Here is a 15479-nt window from a genome sequence, read left to right on the forward strand (position 1 = left end):
CTTTTGATTTGATGAAAGTTCAGGTCTTGCAAGATCCATCACTACGTTCCACAGAACAGGCACACGCCTTCCTCCACGGGAGGAAGTTGTCAGGTGATAAATGATGATCAATCGGAGGGTCCCAGCAGCGACGCTCTGATCAAGACATCCTTTTCTTGATAGCCCGCAAGCGGGCCAGCCCTAACGTGTAGAAGAACTTCCATTTAGATGACGCTCCTTGTTGGTTCAGTGTCGGTGCCTTGGATTGCGCACTCTGGCAGCATGAATCACGGACCAACCTGGTACCGCCGCCCTGTTGGCATGACGGTCGACATGGTTAGTTACCTGCAAAGCATAGCCATCCCGACGCCGGGCGCAAGGCCACTAGTCGGCCAGTATCTGGCATTTTTTGCACAAGAAACGGTTCAGCGCGGGAGACAGTGTGGTGAAAACGGGCGTTTTCGCCAGCGAAGCGGAAGCCCGCGAAACGGGCTCCCGTAGAGATTGCTTAATGGCCGAAGATGTCGACCTTCTTGGCTTTCTTCTCGGCACGTTTTTCAATCGCAGTCTTGGCCGGCTTCTTCTTCGCGGCTTTCTTTGAATCCATACCTTTGGACATGATCGGTACTCCACTCACATGGGTGTGAGTTCAGGTATACACCTATCCCGAGGCGCGCGTTCTTTTATAATCGGCGCTTTTCGCAGCGACAGCCCGAACCATGTCCGATATCCACTACAGCCAGCTCGACGAATCGTTGTGGCCGCTGATGAACAAGTTCTACCGCAGCCACCAGTCGTCGATGAAAGCCGTGCGCGAGGCACAGTTGTGGGTAGCGCGGCGCGGCGAGATCGTTGCGGCGCTGTGCCTGCGGCCGGTATCGGGCGGGCATTGGCTGACGGGGTTGTTTGTTGATCCGGGGTGTCGCGAGCAGGGAATTGCTGCGCAACTGATCGCAGCGGCGGTTGCTAAGGTGGACGAGCCGGTGTGGCTGTTCTGCCATCCGGATCTGCGCGGGTTTTATGAGCGGCGTGGCTTCAGTTTCAATCCGCCGCTGCCGCAGGCGATGGCCGAGCGGTTGAGCCGGTATGCGCGGAGCAAACCGATGATTGCGATGGGGCTCAATCCCGCAGATTTACGCTGAACTCTTGTGGGAGCGAGCCTGCTCGCGAATGCGGTGTGTCAGCGCCGAAGTTGGTTCTGATACTCCGCGTTCGCGAGCAGGCTCGCTCCCACAGGGGTTGATGGTGTTCTGACAATCAGTCGTCAGCCATGGGATCAAGGTCCGGAAACAGCACTTCGGTAAAACCGAATTTGCTGAAATCGGTAATCCGCGACGGATACAGCCGGCCGATCAGGTGATCGCATTCATGCTGCACCACCCGTGCATGAAACCCCGAGGCCACGCGCACGATCGGCTCGCCCTTGGGATCAAAGCCTTCGTAGCGGATCTGCTGAAAGCGATCCACCGCACCGCGCAGGCCCGGCACTGACAAACAACCTTCAAAGCCCTCTTCTATCAACGGATTCAACGGCGTGATCAGCGGATTGATCAGGATCGTCTGCGGCACTGCTTCAGCATCCGGGTAACGCTCGCTGTGTTCGAAGCCGAAGATCACCAGTTGCAGGTCGACGCCGATCTGCGGCGCCGCGAGGCCAACGCCGCCGACGCTTTCCATGGTCTGGAACATGTCGTCGATCAATTGCCAGAGCTCGGCGCTGTTGAACATTTCCGGTGGTACCGGCGCGGCGATGCGCAGCAGGCGCTCATCACCCATTTTCAGAATTTCACGAATCATGGTCGCGCTTCGTCAGTGTCCGGCTTGAGCGAATGATCGCGGCCCAGGCCCAAGACGTGTTGTTTGGTGGATTCGTCGGGCTCGCCAGGGGCCTTTTCGCCCTTGTCCTTGCCTTCGGCGGACATGTGCTCGATCACTGCATTCATTTCTGCGCCGAGCAACAGCACCGCCGCGGAAATATAGAAATACAGCAAGAGCACGATGATCGCCCCGATGCTGCCATACATCGCGTTGTAGTTGGCGAAGGTTTTCACGTAGAAGGCAAACCCCAACGAGGCTAGGATCCACACCACTACAGCCAGCACCGAACCTGGGGTGATGAAGCGGAAGTCCTGTTTGACGTCGGGCATCACGTAATAGATCAACGCCACCGCGACCATCATCAGAATCACGATCACCGGCCAGCGCGCAATCGTCCACACCGTGACGATGAAGTCTTCCAGCCCCACTTGTGCGGCAATCCAGCCCATCACCTGCGGCCCGAGCACCATCAGCGCGGCGGCGATCAGCAGCATGCCGGCGATGCCGACGGTGTAGACGATCGACAAAGGGAAACGCTTCCAGATCGGCCGGCCTTCGACCACGTCGTAAGCGGCGTTCATCGCGCTCATCATCAAGCGCACGCCGGCGGACGCGGTGTACAGGGCGATGACGATACCGATGGAGAGCAGGCCACCCTTGGATTGCTGCAACTGATCGATCACCGGATTGACCTGCTCCAGCGCCTGCGGCGGCAGCACCAGTTCGGATTGCAGACGCAGCCAGGAGAAGAAATCCGGCAGGTGCAGGAAACCGATCAGGGCGATCAGGAAAAGAATGAACGGGAAGAGCGAGAACAGCATCTGGTAGGCCAGCGCCGAGGCGTAGGTCGACATTTCGTCATCGACGAATTCAGTGACCGTGCGCACCATCACCCGGTGCAGGGGCAGACCTTTCATGTCCGGGAATATCATTCGCGTCTCCTTGCGCCGCAAAAGGTTGAAGTCGTGGCGACTCAGGGGCCGTTTTTTACCTCAAGGTAGCCTACTTGGCGATCCTTTGGCGGATGACCGCAGGGTTCTGATACAAAAACGGCCATCCTTGGATGGCCGCTCGTGTGATTCGTTCAAGGCTCGCTTACGCCTTGTCGACGCCCTTTTTCACAGCGTCCTTGGCGTTGCCGACCGCTTGCTGGGCTTCACCTTTTTTCTCTTGAACCTTGCCTTCCGCGCGCATCTTGTCGTTGTCAGTAGCTTTGCCGACGCCTTGCTTGATATTGCCGACGGCTTCATTGGCCATGCCTTTTACTTTATCGCCTGTGCTACTCATGGTGTTTCTCCGTGAAGCATAAAGGGAAGAAAAGTCATTACGTAACGATTGACCGGTGCGCTTTGCGCCGAGTTTCATTTATTTTGCTGGCATTTCGTCGTGGCATGCAGGTTGCGCTTTATGTTTGCCGGCGTTGCCCCGAGAATGCTCAGCCTACGGGCGCTGAGCCCGGCACACCGATTCGCAGGAATGTCATGAAGCTCAATAAAACCCAGGCCATCGCCCGTCGCAACCAGGAACTGGGCGGCGCCGTGCTCGGCACCAACAACTGCCACTTCGCCGAACTGAACCGTAACCGCAATATCTGGTGGTTCGACCTGCCGGTGTCGCGCTTGGCCATCGGTCAGTACGAGTGGATTCACTTGCTGCTGCACACCCCGGCCACCGATGAGTTGCTGCACCTGAAAGTGCCGACGGTGTTCCTGCGCGAAAAGCTCGAAGGCCTGGTGATTCGCAACGAAGGCAAGCGCAAGGCAGCGCTGAGCCTGGAATTGAGTGCGGACAAGGATTCGTACCTGCAGGACATGCGACCGGCGGGGACCAATGTGAATTTTGCGCCGTTTCGTCAGTAATATTGGCGGCGCGGCCCGTTCCCCTCACCCTAGCCCTCTCCCAGAGGGAGAGGGGACTGACCGAGTTGCTCTCGCGGAATATGCCAACCTGAAATATCCAGCCGAACTCAAGATCCGAATTATCCCTGATCGGCTCCCTCTCCCTCTGGGAGAGGGCTGGGGTGAGGGGCAGTCTCGAAGCATGACTCAAGCCCTACTCGGCACCAACAAAAAGCCCCGCATCTGCGGGGCTTTTTATTTACGCGGCAGACTTGGCCTTGATCTTCTTCAGCTCTTCATCCCGCAATTCGCGGCGCAGGATCTTGCCGACGTTGGTGGTCGGCAGCGCATCGCGGAATTCCACCGAACGCGGCACTTTGTAGCCGGTAACGTTGGCGCGCATGTGGTCCATGACCTGTTCTTTGGTCAGGGTCACTCCCGGTTTGGCGACGATGAAAATCTTGATCGCCTCACCCGACTTCTCGTCCGGCACGCCGATCGCCGCGCACTGCAACACGCCCGGCAAAGTCGCCAGCACGTCTTCCAGTTCATTCGGATAGACGTTGAAGCCAGACACCAGAATCATGTCCTTCTTGCGATCAACGATGCGCATGTAGCCGTCCGGCTGGATCAGCGCGATGTCACCGGTTTTCAGCCAGCCGTCGCTGTCGAGCATTTCATCGGTGGCTTCCTGACGCTGCCAGTAACCCTTCATCACTTGCGGGCCCTTGACGCACAGCTCGCCGATTTCACCCAGCGGCTGCTCGACACCGGCATCGTCGATGACTTTGCACAGGGTCGACGGCACCGGAATGCCGATGGTGCCGATCTGGATGTGCTGGATCGGGTTGACCGTGGCCACCGGGCTGGTTTCGGTCATGCCATAGCCTTCGCAGATGGCGCAACCGGTCACGGCTTTCCAGCGCTCGGCCGCCGCCAGTTGCAGGGCCATGCCGCCGGACAGGGTGACTTTCAGCGCGGAGAAATCCAGTTTGCGGAAACCTTCGTTGTTGCACAGCGCCACGAACAGCGTGTTCAGACCGACAAAACCGCTGAACTTCCACTTCGACAGTTCCTTAACCATCGCCGGCAGGTCGCGCGGGTTGCTGATCAGAATGTTGTGGTTGCCGATCAGCATCATCGCCATGCAATGAAAGGTGAACGCGTAGATGTGATACAGCGGCAGCGGCGTGATCAGGATCTCGCAGCCTTCGTTGAGGTTGGAGCCCATCAGCGCCTTGCATTGCAGCATGTTGGCGACCAGGTTGCGGTGCGTCAGCATCGCGCCCTTGGCTACGCCGGTGGTGCCGCCGGTGTATTGCAGCACCGCGACATCGCCGCTGTCCGGGTTGGCTTCGGCCACTGGCTGGCCGTGGCCCTTGCTCAGGACGTCGTTGAATTTGATGGCTTTGGGCAAGTGATAGGCCGGGACCATTTTCTTCACGTACTTGATGACGCTGTTGATCAGCAGGCGCTTGATCGGCGGCAGCAAGTCGGCGACTTCGGTGACGATGACGTGCTTGACGCCGGTCTTCGGCACCACGGCTTCGGCCAGGTGCGCCATGTTCGCCAGGCACACCAGGGCTTTGGCGCCGGAGTCGTTGAATTGGTGTTCCATTTCCCGCGCGGTGTACAGCGGGTTGGTGTTGACCACGATCAGCCCGGCGCGAATGGCACCGAAGACCGCGACCGGGTACTGGAGGACGTTGGGCAGTTGCACGGCGATTCGATCACCGGGCTGCAAGTCGGTATGCTGTTGCAGATACGCGGCAAAGGCCCCGGACAGCTCGTACAGCTCACCGTAGGTGATTGTCTTGCCGAGGTTGCTGAAAGCCGGTTTGTTGGCGAAGCGTTGGCAGGATTGCTTCAACACTGCCTGAATGTTCGGATACTCGTCTGGATTGATCTCGGCTGCGATTCCAGCCGGGTACTTATCCTTCCAAAAGTCTTCGATCATGGAAGCCCACTCCTCAGCAACGCGAATTCTTCACCGCATTTGATGCGATTATTATTGGTGTGTGTTTTGTATTGGTGAATCCGGCGTTTTACAGGCCGAGAAGTCACAAAGCGCGCCGAGAGTAGCAGCTTTGCCAAGGGTCGACCAGAGCCAAAAGAGGCCCCTACAGTCATATTGATGACTCAAGACTTGCCAGCGGTCATTTTAGAGCAAAAATCCTATAACTCCCCAAAACCCCCGAATTCAGCGGGCACAAAAGATTCGCGAGCAGGCTCGCTCCCACAGAAACCATCGATACCTGTGGGAGCGAGCCTGCTCGCGAATGTCACAAGCGCTGCGGTTCAGACCTAGGCGATATCCCGCAACTCGCGCCGCAGAATTTTCCCTACAGGCGTCATCGGCAACGACTCACGCAGCACGATGTGTTTCGGCACCTTGTAGGCCGTGAAATTCTCTTTGCAGTACGCCTTCAGCTCTTCCAGGCTGACCCCGCTCTCCCGCGCCACCACAAACAGCTTCACCGCCTCTCCCGAACGTTCGTCCGGCACGCCGATGACCGCGCAGTTGGCGACTTTCGGGTGGGCCATGACTACGTCTTCGATTTCGTTGGGGTACACGTTGAAACCGGAGACGATGATCATGTCCTTCTTGCGATCGACGATGCGCACAAAACCGTCCGGGTCGATCACGGCGATATCGCCGGACTTGAACCAGCCCTCGGCATCCAGCACTTCGGCGGTGGCTTCGGGTTTGTTCCAGTAACCCTTCATGATCTGCGGGCCTTTGATGCACAGCTCGCCGCGCTCGCCCAGCGGCTGTTCGACGCCGTCATCGTTGATGATTTTCACCAGCGTGCCCGGCACCGGCAAGCCGACAGTGCCCAGGCGCGACTGATCGCCGTAAGGGTTGGTGCACGCCACCGGCGAGGTTTCGGTCAGGCCGTAGCCTTCGGTGATACGGCAACCGGTCATCTGCTCCCAGCGCTCGGCGGTGGCTTTGACCAGCGCGGTACCGCCGGAGTTGGTGAGCTTGAGGCTGGAGAAATCCAGGGTCTTGAAATCAGGGTGATCCATCAGCGCAACGAACAAGGTGTTCAAACCGAGCAGCGCCGAGAAGCGCCAGTTTTTCAGTTCCTTGATGAAGCCGGCGATGTCGCGCGGATTGGAGATCAGCACGTTGTGGTTGCCCGAGACCATCATGCACATGCAATTCGCGGTGAAGGCATAGATGTGGTACAGCGGCAGCGGCGCAATCATCACTTCCTGGCCTTCGCGCAACAGCGGCTGACCGTCCGGGCCGAGCTGAGCCAGACAGGCGCGCACCTGCTGCATGTTCGCCACCAGATTGCCGTGGGTGAGCATCGCGCCCTTCGCCAGGCCGGTGGTGCCGCCGGTGTATTGCAGCACGGCGATGTCATCGAGGCCGACGTTCAGCGGCTTGATGCCCAGACCACGCCCCATGCGCAGCGCGCTTTTGAACGAAGTGGCTTGTGGCAGCGAATACTCGGGAACCAGTTTCTTCACTTTGCTGACCACGGTGTTGACCAGCCAGCCTTTGGCGGTGGGCATCAGGTCGCCCATCTTCGCTTCGATCAAATATTGGATGTCGGTGTCGGGCAGCACTTCCTGGACTTTCTGCCCGAACAGATTCAGGTAGACCAACGCGCGTGCGCCGGAATCCTTGAACTGGTGGCGCATTTCCCGTGGCGTATACAACGGGTTGGTATTGACCACGATCAGCCCGGCGCGCAGCGCGCCGAACACGGCAATCGGATAATGCAGAACGTTGGGCATCTGCACCGCAATGCGATCCCCCGGCACCAGATCGGTATGGGCCTGCAGATAACCGGCGAACGCCGCGCTCTGGCGCTCGAGTTCGGCGTAGGTCAGGGTGATGCCCATGCTGCTGAACGCCGGGCGGTCAGCGAACTTCTTGCAGGAACGCTCAAACACTTCGATGACCGACTTGAACTCGCCCATGTCGATGTCCAGCGGTACGCCGGCCGGGCGTTTGTCATTCCAGAAATCAGGTTGCATTGTTCTTGTCCTCGTTACCTGAGCCGATCCGGGAGCCGCTTTCTGTCGTTTCTGCTTCGTCCATGGAAGGCGAAAAGCACAAAGCGGAGCTTCACGGACACTAGCAGCTATGGCCATTGAGGCAAATATGACGCAAGCCCTCATTGATCCCGTGAATCTTCCTGCCGTGGCGTGAGCTGATCAGACGCGCTATACACTGTGGCGATGCTGAGCAAAGGAATCGCCATGACCCACGACACCTTCTGGCTGGACGCGAGTGACCGCAGCCGCCTGTACGTCAACCGCTGGCTGCCAGCCACGCCATTGAAAGCGGTGATTCTGCTGGCCCATGGCATGGCCGAACACAGCGCTCGGTACACGCGGCTCGCTGACACGTTTTGCGACAAAGACTATGGCGTCTACGCCCCGGATCTGCGCGGCCATGGTCGTACCGCCGACAACGGCACCCTTGGCCATTTCGCCGATGACGATGGCTGGTGCAAGGTGGTTGGCGATCTGGCCAGCCTCAATCAGCACATCGGCCAGCAACATCCCGGCGTGCCGATCATCCTGCTCGGCCACAGCATGGGCAGCTACATCGCCCAGGCCTATCTGCTGCACCACAGCGCCAGTCTGCACGGGGCGATTCTCAGCGGCTCGAATTTCCAGCCGGTGGCCCTCTATCGCGCCGCCCGGCAGATTGCCCGGCTGGAAAAACTGCGTCAGGGCGGCAAGGGCCGCAGTGCGTTGATCGAGTGGCTGTCGTTCGGCTCGTTCAACAATAAATTCAAACCGGTGCGCACCCGTTTCGACTGGCTGAGCCGCGACTCGGCCGAGGTCGACAAGTACGCCGCCGACCCGTTGTGCGGCTTTCGCTGCACCAATCAGCTGTGGATCGACCTGCTCGGTGGGTTGCAGCAAATCAGCAAAGCGTCCAATCTCGCGCAGATCGATCCGGGCCTGCCGCTGCTGGTGATTGGCGGTGAATGTGATCCGGTGAGCGAGGGCAAGCGTCTGACAGATCTGGCCAATGCCTTGCGCAGGGCCGGCAGCCAGCACCTGCAACTGAAGATCTACCCGCAGGCCCGGCACGAATTGTTCAATGAAAGCAATCGCGACGAAGTGACTACCGATGTGCTCGCCTGGATCGACCAGGCCCTGAGCCACCGGCGCCCACAGCGCAGCGAATAATTTTTTGTGGATTGACTGAAATCCGTCACAGGAATCGAAACCGATGACCCAGGTTACCAACATCCCTTACGAAGCCCTTGAAGTCGGCCAGACCGCCAGCTACAGCAAGACTGTCGAAGAGCGCGACATTCAGCTGTTCGCCGCGATGTCGGGCGACCACAACCCGGTGCACCTGGACGCCGAATTTGCCGCCGCCAGCATGTTCAAGGAACGCATCGCCCACGGCATGTTCAGCGGTGCGCTGATCAGCGCAGCGGTGGCCTGTGAATTGCCTGGGCCGGGCACTATCTATATCGGTCAGCAGATGAGCTTTCAGAAGCCGGTGAAGATCGGCGACACGTTGACGGTGCGCCTGGAGATTCTGGAGAAACTGCCGAAATTCCGCGTGCGCATTGCTACTCGGGTATTCAATCAGCGTGATGAATTGGTGGTGGATGGCGAGGCCGAAATTCTCGCACCGCGCAAACAGCAGACGGTGACGTTGCCGACATTGCCGGCGATCAGTATTGGCTGATGATTGGGAAGTGTCAGGTAGATTGCTACCCCCTCACCCCAGCCCTCTCCCCCAAGGGGGCGAGGGGAAAAGGGAGCTGATCTGCATCGGATTCAAATCCTGCGCTCGGCGCGGGCGATCTTCAAGACCTTCCAGAACCAGAGTTCAACTCAGATCGCTCAAGTCGGCGTAACTCCGGCATTCACCTCGGTCAGTCCCCTCTCCCTCCGGGAGAGGGCTAGGGTGAGGGGCTTTTCCTGCGGGCACAAAAAAACGCCAGACAAGCTGGCGTTTTTTTTCAGCCGACTAACTCTTACGAGTTCGCACGAGCCTGGTTACGCAGGGCTTTCACCTGGTCGTGGTTGCGTTGTACGCCGTGGTACTGACGCTCAACCAGATCCTTGATGCCAACCAGATTGTGCTTGTTGATCTTCTCGATCGCTTCACGATAAGCCTTCAGTGCATGGTCTTCACCGCGCTCGGCTTCGTTCAGCACAGCCTCTTCGTCTTTACCGGTGAACATGGATTTGACGTCGACCCAGCGACGGTGCAGATCACCGGCAACGCTGGTCGAAGTTTCCGGATCACCGCCCAGCGAACGTACCTGAGCCTGCAGCTCGGCTGCTGCGGTGGCGCAATCGGCGGAGCGCTGCACGAACAGGGTTTTCAGTTCTGGGTGCTTGATGTCTTCAGCGCAAGTCTTGAACCCTTCCTGACCGTCCTTGCAGGTTTCAATCAGGTCGTTGAGTACAGAAATGGCTTCTTTATTCATGTCGGTCATTTTTCAATTCCTTGCGATGGGTTGAAGATGCAAGGGATATTGCAGTGTGCGTGCCAGCTTCGCTTCAGGTAAAAATATCTTTGTTTTCAGCGACTTAAGAAAGATTGAACCATCTGTAAGCTGGTTTTTTGCATGATCTGTCATTTGGCCTGCATGCAGAATGCCTGTATTTTCCAGGCTGTCATGTGAATCGATGAAGCGTGCTGATGAATCCGGAAAAACTCGAACTGCTGATCACCCGCGAGATGCCCTTCGGCAAGTACAAAGGGCGGATCATTGCCGACTTGCCTGGCCCCTATCTGAACTGGTTCGCCCGTGAAGGCTTTCCCCACGGTGAACTCGGTGGCCTGTTGGCGTTGATGCAGGAGATCGACCACAACGGCCTGTCCGACCTGCTCGAACCGCTGCGCGCCAAACACGGCAAACCCGCCCCGCGCCACTGACGCGCCCTTCCCTCTTGAGCCTTGCCGACCATGCCTGACAACACCCGCCGCGCCCGTGACGAAGCCTTCTGGCAGACATTCGCCGACCGATACGATGTGCAGCCCGGCCCGGTCAATCTGGAAAACGGTTACTTCGGGCGCATGTCGCGCACGGTGATCGAGGAGTACCAGCGCAATATCGAGCTGATCAACACCAGCAACTCGATTTATGTGCGCCAGCGCTTTGAACAGCACGACAACCTTGAGATCCGCGCGCAACTGGCCGAACTGATCGGCGTGCGCGCGCAAAGCGTGGCGCTGACGCGCAATGCCACCGAAGGCCTGCAATCGCTGATCCGCAATTACAATCGCCTGCAACCGGGCGATCAGGTGCTGATCTGCGACCTTGAGTACGACACGGTCAAAGGCGCCATGCGCTGGCTGGCGAAACAGCGTGGCGTTGAGGTCATCGAGATTACCCACCACCATCCCGCCAGTTTCGACAGCCTGCTGGAAAGCTACCGTGAAGCTTTCACCCGCCACCCGAAACTCAAACTGATGGCGCTGACCCATGTCACCCATCGCACCGGTCTGGTCATGCCGGTGCAGGCCATCGCCGCATTGGCCAAAGAGCATGGCGTCGACATCATCCTCGACGGTGCCCACGCCCTCGGCCAGATTGAATTTGACCTGCAAGCGTTGGGCATCGCTTTCGCCGGTTACAACCTGCACAAATGGATCGGCGCACCGCTGACCCTTGGCTTCATCTATATCGCCCCGCAGCGTCTGGCTGATATCGATCCGGACATGGGCGAGATGCATTACCCGATTACCGATATCCGCGCGCGCACCTCGTACAGCACGCCGAACATCCCGGCGCTGATGACTTTGCCGCTGGTGTTCGAAGAGCACGACGCGCTCGGCGGCGCCGCAGCCAAAAGCCCTCGCCTGAATTACCTGCGCAACCTGTGGGTCAGCGCCGTGCGACACCTGCCGGGCATCGAAGTGCTGACACCGGACGACCCGCAACTGTATTGCGGGATCACCGCGCTGCGCTTCACCCGGCATACCGATCAACAGGCCATGGCCGAGCGTCTGCTCAACGAATTCAACCTGTTCACCGTGGTGCGCACCGGCGCCGCGTGCGGGCCGTGCATTCGCATCACCCCGGGGCTGACCACCACGGCTGGCGAGATGGAGCAGTTGGTCCACGCATTGAACCAGCTGCGCTAGAACGGCACACCGGAGTTTTTTTCGTAGCCTTCAAGACCCAACTGCGCCGACACGGCGAAGGTATCGATGCCGAGGGTCAGGCTGGCGAAGGCGCCGTATTCAAGATCGGCGCCGGCGATCGGCCGCAATACCAACTGCAAGGCGTCCTCGGCGGCACCTTCACAGCCGCAGCGGCCTGGGAGCTGCAAGGTCCCGGCCCAGGCCTCGTGGTGAGCTTGGGCTCCTGCTTCGTCGCCGGGAATGAATACGTTCAGCTTCAGGCAAGCAGCGTCGTGCGCCGGCCGATCCGGATAGACACTGGTGAAACGGACGATGCCATGGCTGTCGGTCGATTGACTGCCGCCAAGGCTGGTGTCGCCATCGACACGCTGTTGAATGCGCACCAGCGCGCCGATGACCGGCTCGCTGGTCATCGCATCGACCAGCGACAGACGCAGGATCAGCGGCAGGCCTTGGACACCCTGGCTGATATTGCGCACTTGGGAATCGGCTGCGGGGCGGCCGAGGGGAAGTTGCTGCGGTTGATAACGGGATTGTGGTGTAAGGGTCAGAGACTGACGGTCGTCCATGAGGCGTTCTCTCTTCCATAAGATGGACGCAGATTAACCCCGTGAAAAAGACAACGTGCAGTAACTATGTATCGCCGCATGTATCGGCAGTTTTTTTCAGCGCAAAAAAAAGGTGCGCCGACCAAGCGCACCATAAAGCCGTAAAGCACACAACGAGATGTAGGGGTAAAGATCAGTCCAGCAGCGCCAAGGCTTCGGCTGTGCATTCCTGAATGCGCGCCCAGTCGCCGTTCTTGATCCACTCCGGATCAAGCATCCAGCTACCGCCCACGCACATGACGTTTTTCAGCGCCATGTAGCTCTTGATATTGGCCGGACCGACGCCGCCCGTCGGGCAGAATTTCACTTCGCCGAACGGGCCGCCGAGCGCCTTGATTGCCGCCACGCCACCGCTGACTTCCGCCGGGAACAGCTTGAAGCGGCGATAGCCCAGACCGTAGCCTTCCATGATCCCCGAAGCGTTGCTGATGCCCGGCAACAGCGGAATCGGGCTGTCGACGCTGGCCTCGAGCAGGTCACGGGTGATGCCCGGGGTGACGATGAATTGCGAGCCGGCCGCTTCCGCCGCTGCGAGCATGTTGCGGTCGAGCACGGTGCCGGCACCGGTCATCAGTTCCGGGCGCTGTTCGCGCAGGATCTGAATGGCCTTGAGGCCGAACTGCGAACGCAGGGTCACTTCCAGCGCGGTCAGGCCACCGGCGGCGAGGGCGTCGGCCAGTGGCAGCACGTCCTGTTCGCGGGCGATGGTGATCACTGGCAGGATCCGCGCCTTGGCGCAGAGACTGTCGATCAGGGCAACTTTGTCCGCCATGGAAACGGTCGGGGATGGGGTTGTCATAGCGGCTGTTCCTTGGCTCATGGGCACCAGTAAATCTCTAACGTAGGTTGCAGAAACGCGCGCACCGGCATGGCCGCAACGTCATCGGATGCCAGCGCGGCATTCAGGGTGGTCAGTTTCGATTGACCGGAAATCGACAAAATCTTGTGCCGGGCCGAGGCCAGCAGCGCGCGGCTCATGGTCAGGCGCTGACGTGGCACGCTGGGCGCCAGCATCGGCCAGCAACGGCGTGTGCCATCGGCTTGCAGGGCTTCGGCGAGGTTCGGGCTGTCGGGGAACAGCGACGCGGTGTGACCGTCATCGCCCATGCCCAATACCAGCACGTCGATCGGCGGCAGTTCGCCGAGCAGACGATCGGCCTGTTCCGCAGCCTGCTCGACGTCGGCCGCCGCGCTGTAGAGGCTGAGGTACTGCGCCTTGGCTGCCGGGCCTTTGAGCAGATACTGCTTGAGCAGGCCGGCATTGCTGTCGGCATGTTCCACCGGTACCCAGCGTTCGTCGGCCAGGGTCACGACGACCTTCGACCAGTCCAGCTCCTGCTTGGCCAGGTGCTGGAAGAATGCTACCGGGCTGCGCCCGCCGGACACCACCAGCACCGCGTTGCCGCGTGCAGCAATGGCGTCGCTCAGTTGCTTGGCAACGTTCAGCGCCAGGCCTTCGGCGAGCAGCACCGGGCTGTTGAATTCGCGGGCAGTCACGCCCGTCGGCAGTTGCACATCAGATATCGCCATACCACGACCTCCCGTCCCGCGTGATCAAAGCAATGGAGCTCATCGGCCCCCACGACCCGGCCGCATACGGCTTGGGCGCGTCACCGGATTTCTTCCACCCGGCGATCAGCTGGTCACACCACTTCCACGCGGCTTCGATTTCATCTTTACGGACAAACAGGTTCTGATTGCCGTTCATCACTTCCAGCAACAACCGCTCGTAGGCATCGGGGATCCGCGCGCTACGCCAGGTGTCGGAGAAATTCAGTTGCAGCGGCCCGCTGCGCAGTTGCATGCCCTTGTCCAGGCCCTGCTCCTTGGTCATCACGCGCAAGGAAATGCCTTCGTCCGGTTGCAGGCGGATGATCAGTTTGTTGCTGATCTGCAGACGCTGCTCCGGGGCGAAGATGTAATGCGACGGTTCCTTGAAGTGGATGACGATCTGCGACAGCTTCTGCGGCATGCGCTTGCCGGTACGCAGGTAGAACGGCACGCCGGCCCAGCGCCAGTTGCGGATGTCGGCACGCAGGGCGACGAAGGTTTCGGTGTCGCTCTGGGTGTTGGAATTCGGTTCTTCGAGGTAACCCGGAACGGATTTGCCCTCGCTGTGGCCGGCGATGTACTGGCCGCGCACCACTTGTGTGGTCAGGCCTTCCGGGCTGATCGGCGCGAGCGCCTTGAGCACTTTCACTTTCTCGTCACGGATGCTGTCGGCGGACAGGTCGGCCGGCGGATCCATGGCAATCAGGCAGAGCAGCTGCAACAGGTGATTCTGGATCATGTCGCGCAGCTGGCCGGCCTTGTCGAAATAGCCCCAACGGCCTTCGATGCCGACCTTCTCGGCCACGGTGATTTCCACGTGGGAGATGTAATTCTGGTTCCACTGGGTTTCGAACAGGCTGTTGGCGAAACGCAGGGCGATCAGGTTTTGAACGGTCTCTTTGCCCAGATAGTGGTCGATGCGGTAGGTGCGGTCTTCCGGGAAAAACTGCGCGACGGCGTCGTTGACCTTGCGCGACGACTCCAGGTCAGAGCCGATCGGTTTTTCCAGCACCACGCGAGTATTTTCGGCCAGGCCGACTTTCTCGAGGTTTTCGCAGATCGCGCCGTACACCGCCGCCGGAGTAGCGAAGTAGGCAATCATGCGCTGGCTGCTGCCGGCCAGTTCCGCCAGCGCCACGTAATCCTCAGCCTTGAGGAAGTCGACGTGCAGATAGGTCAGGCGCGCGAGAAAGCGCTCGGCTACGGTTTCGTTCAGCTCTTTACCGACGTAACGGCGCAATTCGGCGGCGATGAACGCCATGTGCTGCTGCTCGCTGCCGGGCTCACGGGCCAGCGCGATGATTCGCGTGTCCTCGTGCAGCAGGTCGGCACCGTCAAGGTGATACAGGGCAGGAAACAGCTTGCGCAGGGCCAGATCGCCAAGCGCGCCGAACAAGGCAAAGGTGCACGGTTCAACCGTAATGGAAGGCATGATGTTTGTTCTTTTATCAAGTTAAGCTACAAATACCTTTTTTCAAGGCATCACTCAAGGGAAAATGTAGTAATAACCACAACATTTTCGCAGAATACTCAATCCGAGTGGTGGTCGCCCGGACGCATCAGTAGGATAGGCCACCGTCACGGGCCATATCA

16 protein-coding genes are annotated in these 15479 nt (G+C 59.3%); 6 read left to right on the forward strand and 10 right to left on the reverse strand.

Translation table 11 applies throughout. The features are described 5' to 3' along the window. Positions 1-698 precede the first annotated feature (698 nt). A complete protein-coding gene (locus tag ACYSTU_RS01875) occupies positions 699-1121 on the forward strand; it encodes a GNAT family N-acetyltransferase (RefSeq protein WP_498995470.1) in 423 nt (140 codons plus the stop codon). Between the two features lie 115 nt (positions 1122-1236). Here ACYSTU_RS01875 and def read toward each other — a convergent pair whose 3' ends face one another. The 3 genes from def to ACYSTU_RS01890 form a co-directional block, all read right to left on the reverse strand. Next, on the reverse strand, positions 1237-1776 hold the full coding sequence (gene def, locus ACYSTU_RS01880) for a peptide deformylase (RefSeq protein ID WP_476313446.1): 540 nt from the start codon (positions 1774-1776) through the stop codon (positions 1237-1239). Next, complete coding sequence (locus ACYSTU_RS01885; protein WP_498995473.1) at positions 1773-2729, reverse strand: YihY/virulence factor BrkB family protein; 957 nt, start codon at positions 2727-2729, stop codon at positions 1773-1775. Before ACYSTU_RS01885 ends, def begins: the two co-directional genes overlap by 4 nt. A gap of 163 nt (positions 2730-2892) precedes the next feature. Continuing rightward, a complete protein-coding gene (locus ACYSTU_RS01890) occupies positions 2893-3084 on the reverse strand; it encodes a CsbD family protein (protein ID WP_016775518.1) in 192 nt (63 codons plus the stop codon). Between the two features lie 194 nt (positions 3085-3278). Between ACYSTU_RS01890 and ACYSTU_RS01895 the strand changes: the two genes are divergently transcribed. Continuing rightward, positions 3279-3656, forward strand: a complete 378-nt coding sequence (locus ACYSTU_RS01895; protein WP_016775519.1) for a hypothetical protein — start codon at positions 3279-3281, stop codon at positions 3654-3656. A gap of 238 nt (positions 3657-3894) precedes the next feature. Here the strand turns inward: ACYSTU_RS01895 and fadD1 are convergent, their stop codons facing one another. Continuing rightward, positions 3895-5592, reverse strand: coding sequence for a long-chain-fatty-acid--CoA ligase FadD1 (gene fadD1, locus ACYSTU_RS01900; protein WP_024014053.1), 1698 nt, complete (start codon positions 5590-5592; stop codon positions 3895-3897). Between the two features lie 347 nt (positions 5593-5939). Continuing rightward, positions 5940-7628, reverse strand: a complete 1689-nt coding sequence (gene fadD2, locus ACYSTU_RS01905; protein WP_024014054.1) for a long-chain-fatty-acid--CoA ligase FadD2 — start codon at positions 7626-7628, stop codon at positions 5940-5942. Positions 7629-7853: 225 nt separating this feature from the next. Between fadD2 and ACYSTU_RS01910 the strand changes: the two genes are divergently transcribed. Further along, a complete protein-coding gene (locus ACYSTU_RS01910) occupies positions 7854-8798 on the forward strand; it encodes an alpha/beta hydrolase (RefSeq protein WP_217878713.1) in 945 nt (314 codons plus the stop codon). Between the two features lie 43 nt (positions 8799-8841). Further along, positions 8842-9312 carry a MaoC family dehydratase gene (locus ACYSTU_RS01915; protein WP_003227420.1) on the forward strand — a complete coding sequence of 157 codons (471 nt, stop codon included), beginning with the start codon at positions 8842-8844 and terminating at the stop codon, positions 9310-9312. Between the two features lie 292 nt (positions 9313-9604). On the opposite strand, the gene ACYSTU_RS01920 is transcribed toward ACYSTU_RS01915, so the two are convergent. After that, entirely contained in the window at positions 9605-10072 is a 468-nt protein-coding gene (locus ACYSTU_RS01920; protein WP_016773542.1) for a ferritin-like domain-containing protein, read from the reverse strand. A gap of 206 nt (positions 10073-10278) precedes the next feature. Here ACYSTU_RS01920 and ACYSTU_RS01925 point away from each other — a divergent pair, with 206 nt between their 5' ends. Beyond that, positions 10279-10515 (forward strand): DUF3820 family protein, encoded by a 237-nt coding sequence (locus ACYSTU_RS01925; protein WP_003227425.1) that lies wholly within the window; start codon positions 10279-10281, stop codon positions 10513-10515. 30 nt (positions 10516-10545) lie between these two features. Further along, complete coding sequence (locus ACYSTU_RS01930; RefSeq protein ID WP_498995488.1) at positions 10546-11727, forward strand: aminotransferase class V-fold PLP-dependent enzyme; 1182 nt, start codon at positions 10546-10548, stop codon at positions 11725-11727. On the opposite strand, the gene ACYSTU_RS01935 is transcribed toward ACYSTU_RS01930, so the two are convergent. The 4 genes from ACYSTU_RS01935 to zwf form a co-directional block, all read right to left on the reverse strand. Continuing rightward, positions 11724-12296: a hypothetical protein gene (locus ACYSTU_RS01935; protein WP_498995491.1), complete on the reverse strand. Its 573-nt coding sequence runs from the start codon at positions 12294-12296 to the stop codon at positions 11724-11726. The genes ACYSTU_RS01930 and ACYSTU_RS01935 overlap by 4 nt on opposite strands. A 172-nt stretch (positions 12297-12468) precedes the next feature. Next, on the reverse strand, positions 12469-13134 hold the full coding sequence (locus ACYSTU_RS01940) for a bifunctional 4-hydroxy-2-oxoglutarate aldolase/2-dehydro-3-deoxy-phosphogluconate aldolase (RefSeq protein WP_016773539.1): 666 nt from the start codon (positions 13132-13134) through the stop codon (positions 12469-12471). A 17-nt stretch (positions 13135-13151) separates the two neighbouring features. Further along, on the reverse strand, positions 13152-13865 hold the full coding sequence (gene pgl / locus ACYSTU_RS01945; protein ID WP_498995496.1) for a 6-phosphogluconolactonase: 714 nt from the start codon (positions 13863-13865) through the stop codon (positions 13152-13154). Then, positions 13852-15318, reverse strand: coding sequence for a glucose-6-phosphate dehydrogenase (gene zwf / locus ACYSTU_RS01950; RefSeq protein WP_016773537.1), 1467 nt, complete (start codon positions 15316-15318; stop codon positions 13852-13854). The genes pgl and zwf overlap by 14 nt, the downstream gene beginning before the upstream one ends. Positions 15319-15479 lie beyond the last annotated feature (161 nt).

It is taken from the genome of Pseudomonas glycinis (genome assembly GCF_054871425.1).

Coding starts and splice junctions, on each gene's coding strand:
- ACYSTU_RS01875 (WP_498995470.1), top strand. CDS start 699: ATGTCCGATATCCACTACAGCCAGCTCGACGAATCGTTGTGGCCGCTG.
- def (WP_476313446.1), bottom strand. CDS start 1,776: ATGATTCGTGAAATTCTGAAAATGGGTGATGAGCGCCTGCTGCGCATC.
- ACYSTU_RS01885 (WP_498995473.1), bottom strand. CDS start 2,729: ATGATATTCCCGGACATGAAAGGTCTGCCCCTGCACCGGGTGATGGTG.
- ACYSTU_RS01890 (WP_016775518.1), bottom strand. CDS start 3,084: ATGAGTAGCACAGGCGATAAAGTAAAAGGCATGGCCAATGAAGCCGTC.
- ACYSTU_RS01895 (WP_016775519.1), top strand. CDS start 3,279: ATGAAGCTCAATAAAACCCAGGCCATCGCCCGTCGCAACCAGGAACTG.
- fadD1 (WP_024014053.1), bottom strand. CDS start 5,592: ATGATCGAAGACTTTTGGAAGGATAAGTACCCGGCTGGAATCGCAGCC.
- fadD2 (WP_024014054.1), bottom strand. CDS start 7,628: ATGCAACCTGATTTCTGGAATGACAAACGCCCGGCCGGCGTACCGCTG.
- ACYSTU_RS01910 (WP_217878713.1), top strand. CDS start 7,854: ATGACCCACGACACCTTCTGGCTGGACGCGAGTGACCGCAGCCGCCTG.
- ACYSTU_RS01915 (WP_003227420.1), top strand. CDS start 8,842: ATGACCCAGGTTACCAACATCCCTTACGAAGCCCTTGAAGTCGGCCAG.
- ACYSTU_RS01920 (WP_016773542.1), bottom strand. CDS start 10,072: ATGACCGACATGAATAAAGAAGCCATTTCTGTACTCAACGACCTGATT.
- ACYSTU_RS01925 (WP_003227425.1), top strand. CDS start 10,279: ATGAATCCGGAAAAACTCGAACTGCTGATCACCCGCGAGATGCCCTTC.
- ACYSTU_RS01930 (WP_498995488.1), top strand. CDS start 10,546: ATGCCTGACAACACCCGCCGCGCCCGTGACGAAGCCTTCTGGCAGACA.
- ACYSTU_RS01935 (WP_498995491.1), bottom strand. CDS start 12,296: ATGGACGACCGTCAGTCTCTGACCCTTACACCACAATCCCGTTATCAA.
- ACYSTU_RS01940 (WP_016773539.1), bottom strand. CDS start 13,134: ATGACAACCCCATCCCCGACCGTTTCCATGGCGGACAAAGTTGCCCTG.
- pgl (WP_498995496.1), bottom strand. CDS start 13,865: ATGGCGATATCTGATGTGCAACTGCCGACGGGCGTGACTGCCCGCGAA.
- zwf (WP_016773537.1), bottom strand. CDS start 15,318: ATGCCTTCCATTACGGTTGAACCGTGCACCTTTGCCTTGTTCGGCGCG.